We start from the raw sequence: 17,698 nt of genomic DNA on the forward strand, positions 1-17,698 counted from the left end.
TTATTTCTGCAATTTTTTTATTTTTGTAATTCCTCTGTTTCCAGATTTCTATCTTTTCAGTCCTTCGCATTCTTTGCCTGCTGTTCTCCGACTGTCGGCTCCGCCACGCTCACATCCTCATAGAAGAATTTCAGAATCTCCTCACAGGTCATTCCGTCTTTTGCCATTCCCTGCGCTCCGTTCTGGCTCATGCCGGCACCGTGGCCGTATCCGCCTCCGTAAATCTTAAAGCGCGTGATGCCCTTGTCATTCTTTCCGACATCCTCGACCGTCAGAAATGCGCTCGGCAGGGAACTCCATCCCTCCGACGTCTTTCCGTCCTTGCGCTTGATCGTCAGGCTCGAATCTCCGAGAGCAGACCGGATTGCATTCTGTCCGCTGATCGTCTTCTCCCCGTCGCTTCCCTTGACAAGCATCTTGAGTGCGACTCCGCCCGGACCTCGCTCTGTGATCTTAACACTCTCGATCGTGCCGATCCCGCCGATGTGATCGCCAAGAACCTGCGCGTTCGTCGTCACATTCCAGCGGTAAAACGGATAAGAAGAATCATAGGCAGGATAATCCTGATCCTTGATAAACGCCGCAAAATCCGCATTTTCCGTAAGGTCCAGAGTCTTTCGTCCCGGACGCAGAGCCACGCTCTTTAAATACGGAGTCTCCGAGGAATCATTTCCCCAGATGCTTCCGTCCGTCGTCGTTCCGCAGGACGTTGAAAAATAGTACGCTGAAACCGGCTTGCCATCATACAGCAGCATTTTTCCGTAAGTCTCCTCAACTGCCTCCTCCGTCCTCTCATTCGTCTCCACGTTGTTGTAAACCTGGAAGTTCGTGCTGTCATCGACATGGGCTCCATACTGGCTGTATGTATTGCTCTGGATCTGCATATAGGCATAGGTGCGCGCGCAGACTGCCTGCGCCTTGAGCGCCTCTTTCTCATAGTTCGGCGGCATCTCACTCGGCACAACCTTTTTTAAGTAATCCTCCAGATATAGCTCATTCATCAGGACAAGACCTGTATCTGCCTCCACAATCTCCAGTCTTCCCGCATAGGATGGAGTCCCGAGTGTGCGTTCAAGCGTCGGCACCGTCAGCTCATCCGTCTCATTCTGGGGCTTTATGATGATTCTTCCCGCGTCAAGCTTGCCGTCTCCCTTAGAAAACGAGATGCTGCTTCCCGCGTCGAGAGTCGTCTCCTGATCTCCCTGCGTCATCACCATCGGTCCTTTGCAGGAAATCGTCACCGTGTCGTGGAAAATACTCTTGAACCCATTGTCCATCAGGAGCACGCGGATCGTATCGGCATTGACATCCCGCACGGTCAGCACGGCACAGATCTTTCCCTTTGCCACAATAAACTCATTCTGATTATATCCGATGAGAATGTCGGAGAGATTTTCCCGCTTCACAGTCCCATAAGTACGCAGAACCTTGTACTCTTCATCAAACGGGACAGATCCATATCCCTCAATCTCCACGGAATCACTCCGCACAGACAGCACTTTTCCCGTGATCGTGTCCTGCTTGAGAGAAACTTTTGCGATCTTTCCCTTTTCCATCTGAATGTCAGCCAGATTGCGGATCATCTCCTCCGCCCTCTTCTCCTTCACTTTCCTGCGAAACGGAATCGTTCTCTCGAGATCCCCGAGATAGACCTTCATCTCATTCTCGTCAGCGTCAATGATCCAGACGTTGCGGTACGTCGTGTTCTGTCCGCTGTCTGAAATCACATGGATCAGCTGGTTTCCCCTCACATATGCCTTGAGCTCATGGTCAAGGTAGGCATCGAGCGCCAGGCCGTCAAAACGAAGCTGTCCGAGGTTCGTGTAAGCTGTCCACGCTTCTGCTTCCGGCACAGTCTCCGGGGTTCCATATATGAGGACACTCTGCGTCTTCACATTTCCTTTCGGATCCGCTGACTTTAAGATCGCATCGTAAAGAATCCACCACGAATCCTCCGGATAAGGCTGATTCCGGTTCTTCTTCGTCACATTGACCAGAACGCCGAGTGTCGGCGCAGAGGTCTCTGCGATCTTTTGTGCCTCCCCGTAGGTCAGCCAGCTCTCCGCTGTCTTCTCATCTGCCGGGGTCTCCTCCTCCGAGAGAAATCCCTTTTCATACAGGTAATCCATCCACGGGATATACCACTGATTCTGGGATTCTGCGGAAAAATGCGAGCTTTCCGCCTCCCTGCGCCACATGGACACCTCCTCCGGTGACTTTAATGCGAGCACAACCGCACGGGCTGCCTCTGCCCGCGAGATTCCGTCTCTCTGTGGTTCACAGAGAAGAATAATTCCGATCAGTACGGCGATCAATGTCACCATTCCGCCCATAAATGCGATTAGTTTCCGACTCTTCATAGCTGCCTCTTACTTATTTCTGACTTCGTAGCCGTTTTCCATCCCTACTGCTTCTTTTGAATGTAAGTCTTGTGTTCCTCGTCAATATAATCCAGATTTTCGTATGACTCCGGCTGTAGTGAGAGCTTCTTTCTCTCAAGCAGCCAGCCAATCAGCTCTTTCATCAATTTATAGAATACCGCAAATGTCGGCACTCCGATGATCATACCGACAAAGCCGAATATTCCGCCGAAGAGCAGAATCGAGAAGAGCACCCAGAAGCTCGAAAGTCCCGTCGAATCGCCGAGAATCTTCGGTCCCAGAATGTTTCCGTCAAACTGCTGAAGCAGAAGAATAAAAATAATAAAGTACAGACACTTGATCGGACTTGCCAGAAGAATCAGAAATGCACTCGGCACAGCTCCGATGAACGGTCCGAAAAACGGAACCACGTTCGTCACACCCACAATCACGCTGACAAGCAGAACGTAAGGCATATTCATGAAACTTAAAAGAACGTAGCACAGAATTCCGATAATCAGGGAATCCAGCAATTTTCCGATGATGAATCCGCCAAAAATCTTGTGAACATAGCGTGCTTCCTCTATCACCTTATTCGCCGCACGCAGAGGCAATGCCCCATAAATGACCATAATCGTCTGCGTCTTGAGCTTGTCCTTCATGTTGAGCAGATAAACCATGACAATCAGCCCGATAATCATGTTTAAGACGGTGTGGACCGCCGTAAAGATTCCGCTGTACACTCCCGTCGCAATGTTGTAGATGTTCGGGATCAGATCATTCGTCAGCCAGTCCTGAAGCCAGGTCGATGCCTTTGCATAGTACTGCATCACCTGTGCCTCCACATCCGGATTATCGCGGAACAGCTGTTCCAGCCACTCTTCGAGATTCAGGGCTCCTGCCGGGAGTGCCTCAATCACCCCGCGGATACTCGTAATCACCTGCGGAACCAGCATGGAGACGAGACCCGTCACAACTGCGACCAGAACCAGCAGACTCGCCAGCGTTGCCACGGTCGTGCTCAGTTTTTCTCCCGCCTTCTCCAGTTTCACAAGTGAAAAAATCTTTTTTGTCCACTCGCACACGCGATTGTAGATCGGTGCCATGAGGTAAGCAAACACCGCTCCGTAGATGATCGGTTCCAGGATTCCGAGAAGTGCCGTGCCCATCTTCTGTGCCGATTTCCAGTTGATCAGCAGAAAGATGACCGCCACAAGCAGAGCCAGAACCACGAACGCGGTCACACCCCAATAGATGTACGTTTCAAATTTTTCTTTTTTCACTGCAGCCTCCAGTTTCAGATTGTGCCGAAAATCCTTTGGCACATGTTTCTTTCTTATTGTGTCTTACTATGCGTATTTCGCTTATAAGAGTAGCACATTTTCCTGAAAAAAAAAAGATAAAGCAGCGATTGCTCGCTGCTTTATCTTTCGTAATCCCAAAATGCCGGTCTTACTTATTGACGCCTAGCAGTGCTAGGTGGGCGACCTCACGCAGGCTTCTGCCTTCCACTGCTAATCGGAGGCTTGACATCCGTCTGCAAATATTGGAATCCCTGAGTCAGAAATGTAGGTTCAAAATGGGTAAGGTTGTCGAACATTCCAGGAATTACGTTTCTCTGTTTTGCTATGGATTGATTATACAACAGTCTCCCCACTTTTTCAAGTATGATCTTTCAAGTTCATAATAAATCCCTCCCGGCAAAAGCACTTGCAATCTTTTCCAAACTCTCCTATACTAGAGTCAATTTTCAGCATTTCCGTGCAGAACATTCAAACATTCCATCGAAAGGATTTTATTTATGAATCTGAATCACTCAGCTCTCGATATCGAAAACCAGATCTCATCCTGCCGTCTCTGCCCGCGCCAGTGCAAAGTCGACCGCCGCACGCAGACCGGATACTGCGCTTCTCCGGCAGGAATCTTCGCCGCACGCGCCGCACTTCACCACTGGGAAGAGCCGTGCATCAGCGGTTTTGCCGGCAGCGGAACCGTCTTCTTTTCCGGCTGTACCCTGCGCTGTGTCTTCTGCCAGAACTACGAGATCAGTCAGGAACATTTTGGAAAGAGTTTAAGCTGCGAAGAGCTCGCCAAGGTTTTTTTGAACCTTCAGGATCAGGGCGCACACAACATTAATCTCGTGACTGCGACCCAGTACCTCCCCTGGATTCTTCCGGCACTTAAGATTGCAAAGCCCGACTTAAAGATTCCGGTGGTGTACAACTGCGGCGGTTATGAGCGCCCGGAGACCATTCTGGCGCTCAAGCCCTATGTCGACATCTGGCTTCCGGATTTTAAATATTTTGACTCTGCGCTCGCCCGCCGCTGCAGCGGTGCTCCCGACTATTTTGAACAGGCCGCCGCGGCGATCTCACAGATGATCGACCAGACCGGCACGCCTGTCTTTCACACAGAACTTGCCCCAGACGGAAAAGAGACGCTTCTCATGGACCGCGGCGTCATTATCCGCCACCTCGTTCTGCCGGGACACAAAGACGACTCGATCGCACTCTTAAACTGGATCGCTGCCCACTTCCCGAAGGATCGGTTTTTTATCAGTCTGATGAGCCAGTACACACCTTACCGCCACCTCGACGACTGCCCGGAATTAAACCGCCGGATCACCAGCTATGAGTATGAGAAAGTTGTAGATACTGCGCTCGCTCTCGGACTGGATCACGGATTTATGCAAAAAAAAAGCAGCGCCCGTGAAGAATACACGCCGCCGTTTGACTTGGAGGGTTTATAAGAGCTATAAACCGAGGAAAGCGGATACCAATGATTGACATCTCTGGCATCCGCTTTCAATTCACTTCGTCCACTGGACTATACCTCTCTTTGCTCTTTCCTTATGAAGTTTTTTGTTCTATATGTATATCTTTCTTCCTCTGTATTGTGGATATTCTTTTATTTTCCTTCCTTTTTATATCTTTTTCTTCTCTGTTATCCGATTCTGAAATCTATCGTCCTTCCTATACTTTCTCGTCATATAAGAAAACCGATTCTTTTCTCTCTGTCTGCAATAACGTTTGGATCTGGAAAATATATTTTTTGTTTCCACTTACAGATTCTTTTCCTGTTTCCTTTCTTATCTTCTTTTTCTTCCTTTCGGATTTCTAATCTGATAAGGGAAACTCATTTAACTGTTCGGTGGACTGTACCTCCTTCTTTTAGATTTTTTGAAATTCCCTTTCGCTGAGAATTTCTTTCGAGAACCTCTTGTTCTCTTTTGTTTTGTTTCTGTTTCTTTGTTGTCTTTATAATACCAGATCAATCCGGTTTTGTCAACACTTTTTGTAAATTATTTTTATATTTTTTGTAAATTGTCAAATTGTATATAAATATTCAAACAATTTAAACTGTATATTCTCTTTCGACTCGGCATTCGCAAAGTTCTGTACCGGGATCTGACGCGCAAGTCCACACCCGGATCCCTCCTATTCAGCCGACGCGCCCAGAGCCTTGGCGCGTGATTCCGATCACCCCCGCTGACAGCTTCCTCTTCTCAGATCTTTCAATTCCAGAACACATCCGACATGCCTCAGACGCATACCGGCACTGCTTTGCTCCCTCACATCCCGCAATCAGAATCACTGCGCATCCACCACCCTGAGTCATCTGTCTTCTCCGATTGAGAAATTCTCAAATCCAGAACTTCTCAATTCAGATTAGAACTTAGATTAGAACTTCTCAAAGCGCTCCACATCCGTCACAAAGATCGTGGCTCCACCGGTCTCCACACTCACCGGCATCGTCATATAATTGCCTGCCATCGAACCGATGCTCGGGCTTGGCATATCACAGCTGATTTTCTGGCGCTTGCCGCAGGTCTCGCGGATCAGCTCAATCGCATAATCTACTTTTTCATCCTGGGTACCGATCATCAGAGTGGCATTTCCCTTTTTCAGGAAACCTCCCGTCGTCGCCAGTCTCGTCACGCTGTAATGATGGTCATTCAGCACATCCGTCACTCTGTTTCCGTCATCCGCGCTTACAATCGCGTAAATAATTTTCATGCTTCCCGTTTCCCGCCCTTTCATTAGATATACAACGAGGAAGTCTGACTGCGCAGGCTTCCCCTCTGTCTTTCTTATTTTATTACGCGGTGAGAACTTTTGCAAGCTCCTTCATCTTCTCCTCAGTCTCCGCCTTCACCGTAGAACGGATCGTGACAACCGGCTCTGCGATTGTGATATCCTTCATCGTCTCAAGGATTCCTCTCATCACCTTGCCTGCAAGCGGTGCCCAGGTGCCGTTCTCAATGAGTCCAACCGTGCGCTTCTGGTAATTCTTTGACTTTAAGTGAAGCAGGAATTCCTCCATGCACGGGAAAACTCCGCCGTCATACGTTGCAGCGGCAAGAACCACGCGGTCATAGTAGAATGCCTTGCGGACAGCATAGGAGACATCCGTGCGGGACAGATCCATCACCGTCACATCTGCCTCTCCGTTCTCCTTTAAGTACTCCGCCATCAGCTGGGCTGCCTTTGCTGTATTGCCGTGGATCGATGCAAATGCCACAAGAACGCCCTTCTTCTCCGGCTCGTAGCTGCTCCAGGTCTGATACAGTCCAAGATAATGGCCGAGATCCTCTTTCAGAACCGGTCCATGAAGCGGACAGATCGTGCGAATGTCAAGGCCGGCTGCCTTCTTTAAGAGTCCCTGGACCTGAACGCCATACTTGCCCACAATGTTCAGATAATAGCGGGCTGCCTCGTCATCCCACTCCTCATCCACATCAATTGCACCAAATTTTCCAAAACCGTCTGCCGCAAACAGAATCTTCTCACTCTGCTCATAGGAGACCATTACCTCCGGCCAGTGAACCATCGGTGCCATGAAGAACTGAAGTGTGTGGCTTCCAAGTTCCAAAGTGCTTCCCTCTTTCACTTCCACCTTGCGGTCAGTCAGATCAAAATCAAAGAACTGTCCCATCATTCCGAATGTCTTTGCATTTCCAACAATCTTTGTATCCGGATAGCGCTCTGCAAATCTCTGAACATTTGCGGCATGATCCGGCTCCATATGAGAAACCACAAGATAGTCCACATGGCGTCCTGCAAGAACGCGCTCCAGGTTTGCAAACCACTCCTCTGTCGCTCTCGCATCCACGGTATCCATCACTGCTACCTTCTCATCCAGAATCACATAGGAATTATAAGAAACACCATTCGGAACCGGATACTGGCTCTCAAACAGATCAATCGTCTTATCATTTGCTCCCACATACACAACCGAATCCGAAATCTTCATATCACTGATCATTTTTTCTTCTCCTAGTCTCTATCTATTTTGTTTGTTGTTATTTTTAATTTTTATTTCGTTTCTTTTTCTGTCTTTCCTGTTTTTTCGTATCATGTTTTTAGCATCATAAATGGCATTATAATGCAAATAGTTACTATTTTTATTTTCTTGAATATTCTACCACGAAATTCTTTTTATTTCTACCCTCAATGTTATGATTTTATCCGTCTTTTTTCTGCATTTTTCGTAAAAAAAGACAAATACGTCCTCATACACAAGATGTCTGATCCGCAGCAAACTTTGAAATCACCCGCGTCACATCCGCTTTTGTATATGGTTTCTCAATGAATGTATACGCCTGGATTTTCCACGCCTCCAGCGAAAATCCCGGAATGCTCGACATCAGCACGACTGCCGGCGGATTCTGAAGCTGCTGCAATTTTTTTGCCAGACTGATTCCGCTGATGTCCGGCATCACAATATCGGTAAACACGAGATCCACCTCATGTTCTCTGACAAAATCCACGACGGACACTGCCTCCTCAAAACTCGCCAGAAGTTCCACCCCATCCATCGTTTTTAAAAAACCGCCAAGCCTCTCCAAAAGTTCCGGCGCGTTATCCACAATGATTGTTCTGACTGCCATTTTTCCTCTTCCCACACTTTCCCCACATCTTCCCACATCATTCTGCTGCAACTTTACACATTTACAACTTTACATATTTATACGACTCTACACGACAGATTTCTTTGTCTTTATCAAAGTCTTTATCAAACGTTTTTCTTGATTTTGACCCAACTCCAAAGCTTTATTGAAATGCCGGCGGATTTTTCAGCTCACACTCCGAAAAAATCTTTGCCACCGCATCCCGGTACACATCCATGCGCACCGCCTTGCGGATCTGTTTTAAGGCCTTCTCGTCATTCTCAAATGCCTGACCAAAATAAAACCAGAGTTCCTTCATCTTGAACAGGACATTTCGATCCTCGGGAATTGCCTCCGCATACCCAGCCAAGAGTGCATCGTGAAATTCGCGAAGCCTTCTCTTTTCATCTGAAAACTCCCTGTATCCATGTCCGTTCTGCTTTTCCTGTCCTTCTCGCGTCTCCCGACTCTCCTGTCCAACTTTCCGACCGGTCATCGAAACATGGGCGTCAATCTGCTCTGCAAGTGCCGGATTTGTCAGGAGTCCCCGCCCCATCATCACGCTCTCCGTGTCCGGGAAGCGCTCAAGCAGATTTTCAAAATCTTTGACGGAAAACAGATCTCCGTTGTACGTGAGCGGAATTTTCTCTGGCAGTTTCTCTGCTGCCATCTCATAGGCCTCCAGATTCGGGTGATTCCGGTAAAAGTCCGTCTGGATCCGCGGATGCACAATCAGTTCTGAGAGCGGATAGCGGCTGTAAATCTCCAAAAGCTCCTCCCACTCTTCCGGACTGTCTTTTCCGACTCTCGTCTTCACAGAGATTTTCATTCCCATCCTGTCCATCTCTGTGCACACCTCATTCAAAAATGCGTCAAGCGCCACCGGAAATGCCAGAAATCCTGATCCGCGCTTTTTTGTCACAACCGTTCCCGACGGGCATCCCAGATTCAGATTGATCTCCCCATAGCCAAGCTCTCTAAGTTTTCCCGCTGCCCAGAGAAAATCCTCCGCCTTGTTTGTCAAAATCTGCGGAACGATCGCAAGTCCCTGATTGTGTTCCGGAAGTACATCGTTCATCTCACGGCTTGTAAATTTTTTTGTCTGGTTCGGTGTGATGAACGGCGTAAAATACCGGTCAACCTTTCCATAATACTGATGATGGGCATTCCGGTACACATATCCGGTGATTCCCTCCATCGGTGCAAATTCATATCTCATACGTATTGTACATTTCCTTTTCTAATCCATTTTTCCAGTTTATTTTATCATATCCCCTCTTCTCCTACAATTTACATTTTTTTCTGTTTGTGCTAGAGTAAATATAGTTTCTTTCCTGTACACATGGGAATTCATCAAACCCTATCCGAAGAGTTTGAAAATTTGAGAGTTTAAGATTTTTAGATTTTTAGAAATGGAGGATTAGATATGAACGCAGTGATGGAAAATCTGCTCACACGAAGAAGTGTGCGCGCATTTGAAAAGAAAGAAATCCCGGCTGAGGAACTTAACCAGATTCTTCAGGCTGCCATCTACGCCCCGAGCGGAATGAACCGCCAGACCTGGCAGTTCACGGTTGTGACGGATGCCAAAAAGATTCAGGCACTTGCAGCCGCAGTCGGAAAGGCACTCGGCCGTGAGGGATACGATATGTACCAGCCAGCCGCAATCGTTGTGACGACAAATGAGAGAACCAGCCGCCACGGAATCGATGACAATGCCTGCGCGATGGAAAATATGTTCCTCGCCGCCCACTCTTTCGGAATCGGCTCTGTCTGGATCAACCAGCTGCGCGACTGCTGTGATGTTCCGGAAGTCCGCGCAATCTTAAAGAGCTGGGGAATTCCGGATGACCACGTCGCTTACGGCATCGCAGCCCTCGGCTATGCAGCTCCGGCTCCGGAAAAAGAGATTCACAAGACCGGAAAAATCGTGTTCGTAAAGTAGTAAAATAAGAGTACAATAAGAAAATCTATCACGTCAAAAAGGAGGAGACGTTCTGCGGCAGAATGTCTCCTCCTTTGTCCGAATTATCCTGAAACGAATTCAAAGCGGTCAAAACAGATGAGATGCATTATGAAATGCACTCACTGTCAACTGCTTACCACCTTACAGCGGCTGGCACTCCAGAATATCGCTAAAGAACTGATCCATCTCTTTCTTTGTCGGGAAGAGGGCGACATACATCTGATTTCCCATCGCTGTCGCAAGAACATCCGGGAGACGCTGGTCCATCTTGATCTGCTCTCCGTATTTCTCTCTGATCTGCTGATCACTCATCACAAAATTCTTTCCGTCACGCCGTCCGGCAAACGCACAGTAAGAGCGCTGTCCCGGTTTCACCTCCGTCTTGTCGTAGGCGATCATATCCGCCCAGATCTTGTACACGTTTGTGCTGTTCGCAAAATCCATCATATCCGGGCTAAATCCGCCGCACGGACGCATATTGACTTCGAGAGCCATCACATCGCCCTTGTGGCCGAGTCCCTCGTGATCCTTCGTCAGACGGAAGAACTCAAAATGGACGAAACGGCTCTTGACGCCAAAACTCTTGACGGTCGCACGTCCCGCCATTCTCACATCGGAGGGCAGATCCTTCACAATGTAGAAAATCGAGTTATCTCCGTTATTTACGATATCCATGATCGAGATCGGAGTCACATTTCCCGTCTCAAAGAGCGGATTTCCGTGAGAGTCGATAATCGCATCGTAGGAATTGATCTCCGCCTCAATGAACTCCTCCATGATGTACGGAACCTCCGGCATTTTTTCTTCCCGTTCTTTGAGGAAATCCTCAAGTTCCGCCTCATTTTTCAGCTTGTATGTGCTCGCTGCGCCCACACCGTTTTCCGGCTTGACAACAACCGGATAACCCACTTTCTCGATGAATGCCTGACATCCCTCAAGATCATCGACGAGATGATAGCGCGCTGTCGGGATTCCCACACGCCGATAATATTCTTTCATCTTGGACTTGTACTTGATGCGCGGAAGATCCTCCTCCTGAAATCCGCTCGTGATGTGAAAAGCTGTGCGAAGTTTCGCATCCCGCTCAAGCCAGTACTCATTGTTCGACTCAAGCCAGTCGATCTTGCCGTGCTTGAAAATCAGAAATGCCACACCACGGTAAACCTCATCGTAGTTTTCCAGGCTGCTGACCTTGTAGTACTCATTCAGGCTCTCCTTCAGATCCTCACTCAGCTCATTGTACGGCTGATCCCCGATTCCAAGCACATTCATTCCATTTTTCTTTAACTCCCGGCAGAACTGCCAGTAGTTCGTCGGAAAATTCGGTGAGATAAACACAAAATTCTTCATCTGATCCGCTCCCCTCTGTTTCTTTTTTCTTGTCTTTTCTTAACTTTTAGTTTTTTAACCTGATTACAACATGATTACCTTCGACCTTTTCTTAACATGGCTGCCCGGATCCTTCTCGAAACAGGCACGGCTGCTTCACCACTCTTACGCGTGCTGCCCTAAAAGATACGGCACAAAATATTCCACCTGCTTATGCCACCACGGCCAGTCATGGGAGACATCAAATCCCCAGTAATCCACCCACGCATCAATCCCTTTCTCCTCTAAAATCCGCTGAAGCTGTCTGGTAGATTCCGGGATCTCCCACGGCCCCTGACCGGTACAGAAAATCGCATTTTTCTGATTGTAGAGTTCGATGTAAGGATGATTGGTCGGCATATTTGCGAGATAGTCGACCGGCGAGTTGATGTAGACAAGATCATCCATGTATGTTCCAAATCCGTATGAAGCGGAGTATACACCGCTTAAAGCAAGCACCCCGTCAAAGAGATCCGGTCTGCGGAAATAGAGATTTGCCGCATGCGTCGCCCCGAGGCTGCAGCCAAACGCGATCACATCCGGATATCCATTCCATCCATTTCTCTTATTTACAGTCTCTCTCATAAACGGCACCATCTCATCCGTGATGTAGCGGATCCACTGTTCATAGCGACGGATTCTCCAGTACGGATCCCCGTCAGCATCCGACCAGGTCTCCCGGTCAATCGTGTCGATCGCGAAGACCATCACATCTCCGCGGTCAATCCACGGCGCCCACGTTTCATGCATATGAAAATTTTCAAAATCAAAAAAACGCCCGTCCTGACAAGGAATATAGAGCACCGGTCTTCCTGCATGACCGTAAATCTTGCACTCCATATCTCTCCCCAGAGCCGGGCTGTACTGCTTAACATAATTCATCTCCATGTCACTCGCCATCCTTCCTCAGACAGGTTGAGCATTTATTTCCATATGCTCTTTTTCCTGTCTGATTATTCTCTTGTAACTGTGCCTGCCTGACTGACTTCCACTATCTCTGATAACTCAGTGCCTCCATGAAAAATGGAATCTGGCGCTCCCAGCTCGCCTCACTGTGCGTGCCTCCCGGAACGATCCTCGAAGATACCATGACTCCCTTCTTGATCAGAAGTCCCGTCACCTTTGCAAACTGCTCGGACGCCTTTTCCCGATACCCAAGCTCCTCGGAACCGTAGTCGAGATAAACCGCGGTATCCGGGCCGTAGGAGGTCTCGCGAATCATCTTCGCAATCTTTCCCGGAGAAGTCCAGATCGACGGAGAAAGCGCTGCCGCTCTGGAAAACACATCATTGAACGCGCTGACCGCATACAGGCTCATCAGGCCTCCCATCGAACTTCCGGCAATAAATGTGTGCTCCCGGTCCGGAATCGTCCGGTAATTCTGATCGACGTATGACTTGAATTCCCGCACAAACCATTCCATCGTCTCTCTCCCGCGCCCCTTGAATTTTCCGTAATTCGCATCCGAAAAATCAAACGGGGAATACTCAGAGAGTCGTCCATTGTCCGCACCGCGGTTGCACTCCACTGCTGCCACAATCATCTGCGTCTGGCTTTGGTCCATGTACTCTTTCATTCCCCAGCACTTTCCATAGGTGGCATCCCAGTCAAAAAATACATTGTGGCCGTCAAACATGTACAAAACCGGATACCGCCGTCCCGGATCCTGATCATAAGATTCCGGCAGATACAGATAGGCTCTGCGCGGTTCATTTCCCGTAAACTGCGGGATTGTAATCTCCCATTTCTTAACCATTGTCTTCTCACTCTCTTGTATTCCCGGAGTCTCCCTGCGCAAAATGACAAAAGACTCCTGTGTTGTTATGCATAGTTTAACACAGGAGTCTTTTCTTTTCAATTATCATGTGGTTACTGTTCACGCGCCCTGCAAACAGTAACTGGCAATAATTGGCTAATGTCTCATCTGACGGACTTTTCCGAGAAGATCACTTGCCGCCTTTTTCGGATCCTCTGCCTTCATGATCGCAGATACCACCGCAATTCCCGCAATCGGAGTTCCGTCCAGGATTCCCATATTTTCCAGATTCAGACCGCCGATTGCAACTGCCGGAATCGGGACTGCACGGCAGATCGCGTCGAGTGTGGAGACCTCTGTGCGGATCGTCACCACCTTTGTCGTCGTCGGATAAATCGCGCCGACTCCGAGATAGTCTGCTCCATCCTCGTATGCCTTGCGTGCCGCTTCCACAGTCTTTGCAGTCGCTCCGACAATCCTGTCCGGTCCAAGGATCCGGCGCACCTCCGAAACCGGAAGATCCGAAGAACCGACATGGACTCCCGCTGCCCCGCACGCCATCGCCACATCCACACGGTCATCGATGATTAACGGAATCCCAAAGCGATCCGTAATCTCGCGGACCTTTCTCGCTTTCTCGAGATATTCCCGTCCTCCCGCATGTTTTTCTCTGAGCTGTACCAGTGTGACTCCTCCCTCACAGGCCGCCTCCACGGTTCTCAGCAAAGACTCCTCCGTGTGATAGGTGCTGTCCGTGACCAGATATAAGCTCATATCCAGATTTTTCATTTGTCTCTTCCGCCCTTTCCTTTTTCTTCTTTTCATTGTTCCGCCCGATACGATACCGGCAAAACCGCAAAACACCTGTGTCTCATCCGTGCGCATCATCTGCACATCGTCTGTATAGCACCTGTACATCATCTACACATTCTCCGCACATCCTCCATCGCGCTTTTCGTCTGCGAGAATTCTCGCCTCTCTCGCAAAGTCCTCCTCGCCCAGACAGAAAATCTCATCGAGAAGGGCTGCCTGGAAGCTTCCCGGACCACGGGAAACCGCTGCCGCATGCTCTCCCGCAATTCCCATGGTCACAACACCGAGAAGGGCTGACAGCGCCAGATCGGACGGGGCACAGACCGCAGAGAGGTACGCCGCTGTCAGTGCTCCGACCATACATCCCGTGCCTGTGATCCCGGACAATGCAGGATCTCCGTTTGATACGAGAAACGTCTGATCCGAGACGGCAACCAGATCATTCTTCCCGGTTGCAAGGACTGCACATTCGAACTCTCTCGCGAGATTTTTTGCGACTTCTCCACGCTTGCCCTGATTGGCCGCTGAAACTGCGTCCTCCTCCCCCGCATCAATGCCGGTTCCATGAAACGGCTGGGACGCCACCGCCAGAATCTCAGAAATATTTCCCTTCATCACCGCAAATTTTCCGTCTGCGAGAAGATCCTCCGCAAATTCTCGCCGCATTTTGCTGCATGTCACACCGACAAGATCAAGAATCACCGGAATGTTTTTGCGGTTTGCCTGTGCAAGCGCAAGCCTCATGGATTCCATCCTCACATCCGTGATATTTCCCAGATTCAGCATCAAAGCGGAGGAGACCGCTGTGATCTCCTCCACTTCTCTCGGATGCTCTGCCATGATCGGTCTCGCTCCCACTGCCAGAATCACGTTTGCGCAGTCATGAATCGAGATTGGATTGGTAATGCAGTGAATCAAAGGCTGTTTTTCTCTAAGATACCTTCGCATTTCCAGCATGCGCGGAATTCTCTGCATGTCCATTTCTCTTTCTTCCGTTCTTGTCATAAACTTTCGCTCCCAAACTCTCCTGAAATTTTGCAAGCATTCCCGTCTGGCTCAGTGCCTTCAGGAAAATATACGCTGCAATTCCGCCCATAATCGTTGCGGAGATAAACATCGGGGTATAGTAAAACGCATTCAGCCCCTCTCTTCCCATCAGAAACGCCATAACCGGATAAGAGACGAGAGAACCGATGATTCCCGTACCAAAAATCTCACCAAACACCGCGCAGATGATTTTTCCTTTCGACGCGCGATAGAATACTCCGGACAGAAATGCTCCGAACACAGCTCCCGTCAGTGCCAGAGGCGGAATTCCCATGAACATCATGCGGATCACACCGATCATGCAGGCACACAGAAGCGAGTACCACGGCCCCATAAATACAGAGCAGGTAATATTGATCAGATGCGCCGTCGGACACATTCCCTCAATTCTCAGAATCGGGGAAATCACCACGCCGATTGCAACCATCATTGCCAGAAATACCATGCGAAACGTCTTTATTCTCTCTTTTTCCATCTTCCATTCCTCCTGATTTTGGGACATTCCTGTCTGTCTCTCTGTCCCACTCCGGAAGAACCAATCATCCGAAAGTAAATGGCCAAAAAAAGCGACAGGTATCCCTTTTTTCGGTCGAAGTTCCCTTACTTCCTCTCACTCCGAAACACGGATTCCCATCGCTATGTAAACTCCTTCTGCCCGACCGCAGGGCGCTCCCCCTCCAGTCTCCTTTTCCAGTTTTAATTACCTCTCTCACTCTCATCTCTATTTTTCTTCATCGCCGGTCTCCGGCTCATCTTACAGACAAGAACAAGGATTTAAGGATTTTGAAGCTGTGCAGTCAGAATGTATCTCCCCCAAAATAAAACAGAATGATAGGACACCATTTCCTATGAAATAAAAAAAACATATCTTTCAGGAAACTCGTTCCGAAGATATGCTCTTCATACCCAGGCTTCCCTCCGTTGGCATTACCCAAATCAGGTACGGTCGAAGATTCATCTTCCTCTCAGTCTGCCACACAGACTCCCGCGCTTGTCACTCTATTTTTTTATTGTTTGGTTTGTTTTATTATTTTATATACGGTAACCATACCACAACTGGCAAAACATGTCAATTGTTACTGTTCACGCGTTGCGCAAACAGTAACTGTCAATTTCTTTTATTCTGGACAAACACGTCCGCCCCATTGTAAAATAAAATGGATTCTGGCTGTTTTTTTAATTTTGGCAGAAATAAAAATTCAAATAAAAGAATTTTGAATAAAAGAGTTTTGAATGAAAGAGTTTTGAATAAAAAAATGAAACGGAGTTTCTCAATATGGCAAATATCATCAAAATCAAAGATTTTTCCGCACCGGAACTGGATCTCTACGCCCGGCTGAATGAAAACCAGCTTCTTCGCTATTACGAACCGCAGACCGGACTTTTCATCGCAGAAAGCCCCAATGTCATCTCCCGGGCGCTTCAGGCGGGGTACGAGCCCGTCTCTTTTCTTCTCGAATCGTCGGATGCGTCTGTGGCCCAGTCCCGGCCTGCCGGGCAACACAACAAAACACTGGCCGCCGACCTGCTCGCCAGATACCCGGATGTCCCGGCATACACAGCCAGTTTTGATGTTCTGACGAAACTCACCGGCTTTGCCTTAACGCGCGGAGTTCTCTGCGCAATGCGCCGAAAGGCACTCCCGTCTGTGGAGAGTGTCTGCAAGGATGCCCACCGCATCGCCATTCTCGAAAATGTGATGAATCCGACAAATGTGGGCGCCATTTTCCGCTCCGCTGCCGCCCTCGGCATCGACGCAGTTCTCCTCACACACGGATGCTCCGACCCGCTCTACCGCCGCGCCTCACGTGTCAGCATGGGAACGGTCTTTCAGATTCCGTGGACATTCATCGATGGAGACTGGCCAGCGGCTGGAATGGCAAAGCTGAAATCCATGGGATTTCGCACTGCCGCGATGGCACTCAAGACAGATTCCGTCTCAATTGATGACCCGAAACTGATGAGCGAAGAAAAACTCGCGCTGATTCTCGGGACAGAGGGAGACGGTCTCGCAGAGGAAACCATCGCAGACTGCGACTACACGGTAATGATTCCGATGTACCATGAAGTCGACTCCCTGAATGTCGCCGCCGCAAGTGCAGTCGCTTTCTGGCAGCTCGGCCGCAGAGCAAGTAACAAATAAATAAAAGTTTGTGATGTCTGAGTTATAGAAATTCTTTTCTCAGGATCTCTTTGGGCGCCTCAATTTCCTTTGCAATCGTGTGTTCTGTCAGCTCAGACAGAATCTTGATCTTTGCATTGATCAGCGGACGCATACAGTTTGGCACATGCTCCTGATGCGCCCTGTGGATCGCCACACACTCCTTGCAGTTTCCGTGATATCTGCAGGCTTTCTGGCACGGGCAGTGGTCTTTGTCTGCATATTCTGTGCGAAATTCACTCGCAAACTCTTCCTGCAGACGCAGACCTTCTGCGCGGTTGCCCTTATGAAATTCCGCCATCGCCGCTTTTTCTTTCTCATTTCCCTCTATTTTCAC

Annotated in this window: 17 protein-coding genes, 1 other RNA gene and 1 riboswitch; of the genes, 3 read left to right on the forward strand and 15 right to left on the reverse strand. The window is 48.9% G+C overall.

The genetic code is table 11. The annotated features are described in order from the left end of the window. Window positions 1–56: 56 nt before the first annotated feature. The 3 genes from ACR0QE_RS08100 to ssrS all read right to left on the reverse strand — a co-directional run bounded on the left by ACR0QE_RS08100 (window position 57) and on the right by ssrS (window position 3,971). Window positions 57–2,360: a SpoIID/LytB domain-containing protein gene (locus ACR0QE_RS08100; protein ID WP_432627862.1), complete on the reverse strand. Its 2,304-nt coding sequence runs from the start codon at window positions 2,358–2,360 to the stop codon at window positions 57–59. A 44-nt stretch (window positions 2,361–2,404) separates the two neighbouring features. Continuing rightward, a complete protein-coding gene (locus tag ACR0QE_RS08105) occupies window positions 2,405–3,643 on the reverse strand; it encodes an AI-2E family transporter (protein ID WP_432627863.1) in 1,239 nt (412 codons plus the stop codon). A 148-nt stretch (window positions 3,644–3,791) separates the two neighbouring features. After that, window positions 3,792–3,971: non-coding RNA, 6S RNA (ssrS, locus tag ACR0QE_RS08110), on the reverse strand. A gap of 190 nt (window positions 3,972–4,161) precedes the next feature. Here ssrS and ACR0QE_RS08115 point away from each other — a divergent pair. Then, a complete protein-coding gene (locus ACR0QE_RS08115; protein WP_432627864.1) occupies window positions 4,162–5,109 on the forward strand; it encodes a radical SAM protein in 948 nt (315 codons plus the stop codon). A 692-nt stretch (window positions 5,110–5,801) separates the two neighbouring features. On the opposite strand, the gene ACR0QE_RS08120 is transcribed toward ACR0QE_RS08115, so the two are convergent. From ACR0QE_RS08120 to ACR0QE_RS08140, 5 genes are all read right to left on the reverse strand, one after another. After that, window positions 5,802–5,978 (reverse strand): hypothetical protein, encoded by a 177-nt coding sequence (locus tag ACR0QE_RS08120; RefSeq protein ID WP_432627865.1) that lies wholly within the window; start codon window positions 5,976–5,978, stop codon window positions 5,802–5,804. A gap of 62 nt (window positions 5,979–6,040) precedes the next feature. Beyond that, window positions 6,041–6,376: a cyclic-di-AMP receptor gene (locus ACR0QE_RS08125; protein WP_432627866.1), complete on the reverse strand. Its 336-nt coding sequence runs from the start codon at window positions 6,374–6,376 to the stop codon at window positions 6,041–6,043. Between the two features lie 82 nt (window positions 6,377–6,458). Next, on the reverse strand, window positions 6,459–7,622 hold the full coding sequence (locus tag ACR0QE_RS08130; protein ID WP_432627895.1) for an FprA family A-type flavoprotein: 1,164 nt from the start codon (window positions 7,620–7,622) through the stop codon (window positions 6,459–6,461). 250 nt (window positions 7,623–7,872) lie between these two features. Next, the gene (locus ACR0QE_RS08135; protein ID WP_432627867.1) at window positions 7,873–8,250 is read right to left on the reverse strand and encodes a LytR/AlgR family response regulator transcription factor; all 378 of its coding nucleotides are present in this window, start codon (window positions 8,248–8,250) and stop codon (window positions 7,873–7,875) included. Window positions 8,251–8,413: 163 nt separating this feature from the next. Then, window positions 8,414–9,469: a tRNA dihydrouridine synthase gene (locus tag ACR0QE_RS08140; RefSeq protein WP_432627868.1), complete on the reverse strand. Its 1,056-nt coding sequence runs from the start codon at window positions 9,467–9,469 to the stop codon at window positions 8,414–8,416. A 207-nt stretch (window positions 9,470–9,676) separates the two neighbouring features. Between ACR0QE_RS08140 and ACR0QE_RS08145 the strand changes: the two genes are divergently transcribed. Continuing rightward, window positions 9,677–10,195 carry a nitroreductase gene (locus ACR0QE_RS08145; RefSeq protein WP_432627869.1) on the forward strand — a complete coding sequence of 173 codons (519 nt, stop codon included), beginning with the start codon at window positions 9,677–9,679 and terminating at the stop codon, window positions 10,193–10,195. Between the two features lie 162 nt (window positions 10,196–10,357). Here the strand turns inward: ACR0QE_RS08145 and ACR0QE_RS08150 are convergent, their stop codons facing one another. The 6 genes from ACR0QE_RS08150 to thiW all read right to left on the reverse strand — a co-directional run bounded on the left by ACR0QE_RS08150 (window position 10,358) and on the right by thiW (window position 15,675). Next, window positions 10,358–11,566: an ATP-grasp domain-containing protein gene (locus tag ACR0QE_RS08150; protein ID WP_432627870.1), complete on the reverse strand. Its 1,209-nt coding sequence runs from the start codon at window positions 11,564–11,566 to the stop codon at window positions 10,358–10,360. A 144-nt stretch (window positions 11,567–11,710) separates the two neighbouring features. Next, window positions 11,711–12,472: an esterase family protein gene (locus tag ACR0QE_RS08155; RefSeq protein ID WP_432627871.1), complete on the reverse strand. Its 762-nt coding sequence runs from the start codon at window positions 12,470–12,472 to the stop codon at window positions 11,711–11,713. Window positions 12,473–12,575: 103 nt separating this feature from the next. After that, entirely contained in the window at window positions 12,576–13,340 is a 765-nt protein-coding gene (locus ACR0QE_RS08160; protein WP_432627872.1) for an alpha/beta hydrolase, read from the reverse strand. 156 nt (window positions 13,341–13,496) lie between these two features. Then, window positions 13,497–14,129 (reverse strand): thiamine phosphate synthase, encoded by a 633-nt coding sequence (gene thiE / locus ACR0QE_RS08165; protein WP_432627896.1) that lies wholly within the window; start codon window positions 14,127–14,129, stop codon window positions 13,497–13,499. Window positions 14,130–14,261: 132 nt separating this feature from the next. After that, window positions 14,262–15,134, reverse strand: coding sequence for a hydroxyethylthiazole kinase (gene thiM, locus ACR0QE_RS08170; RefSeq protein WP_432627873.1), 873 nt, complete (start codon window positions 15,132–15,134; stop codon window positions 14,262–14,264). Beyond that, window positions 15,085–15,675 carry an energy coupling factor transporter S component ThiW gene (gene thiW, locus ACR0QE_RS08175; protein ID WP_432627874.1) on the reverse strand — a complete coding sequence of 197 codons (591 nt, stop codon included), beginning with the start codon at window positions 15,673–15,675 and terminating at the stop codon, window positions 15,085–15,087. Before thiW ends, thiM begins: the two co-directional genes overlap by 50 nt. A gap of 420 nt (window positions 15,676–16,095) precedes the next feature. Further along, window positions 16,096–16,199, reverse strand: a riboswitch (TPP riboswitch). A 277-nt stretch (window positions 16,200–16,476) separates the two neighbouring features. Between thiW and ACR0QE_RS08180 the strand changes: the two genes are divergently transcribed. Further along, the gene (locus ACR0QE_RS08180) at window positions 16,477–17,343 is read left to right on the forward strand and encodes a TrmH family RNA methyltransferase (protein WP_432627875.1); all 867 of its coding nucleotides are present in this window, start codon (window positions 16,477–16,479) and stop codon (window positions 17,341–17,343) included. Window positions 17,344–17,365: 22 nt separating this feature from the next. On the opposite strand, the gene ACR0QE_RS08185 is transcribed toward ACR0QE_RS08180, so the two are convergent. After that, entirely contained in the window at window positions 17,366–17,698 is a 333-nt protein-coding gene (locus ACR0QE_RS08185) for an LPS biosynthesis protein (RefSeq protein ID WP_432627876.1), read from the reverse strand.

This window comes from Brotaphodocola sp., assembly GCF_050873065.1.
In the GTDB taxonomy this organism is placed as follows: Bacteria; Bacillota; Clostridia; order Lachnospirales; family Lachnospiraceae; genus Brotaphodocola.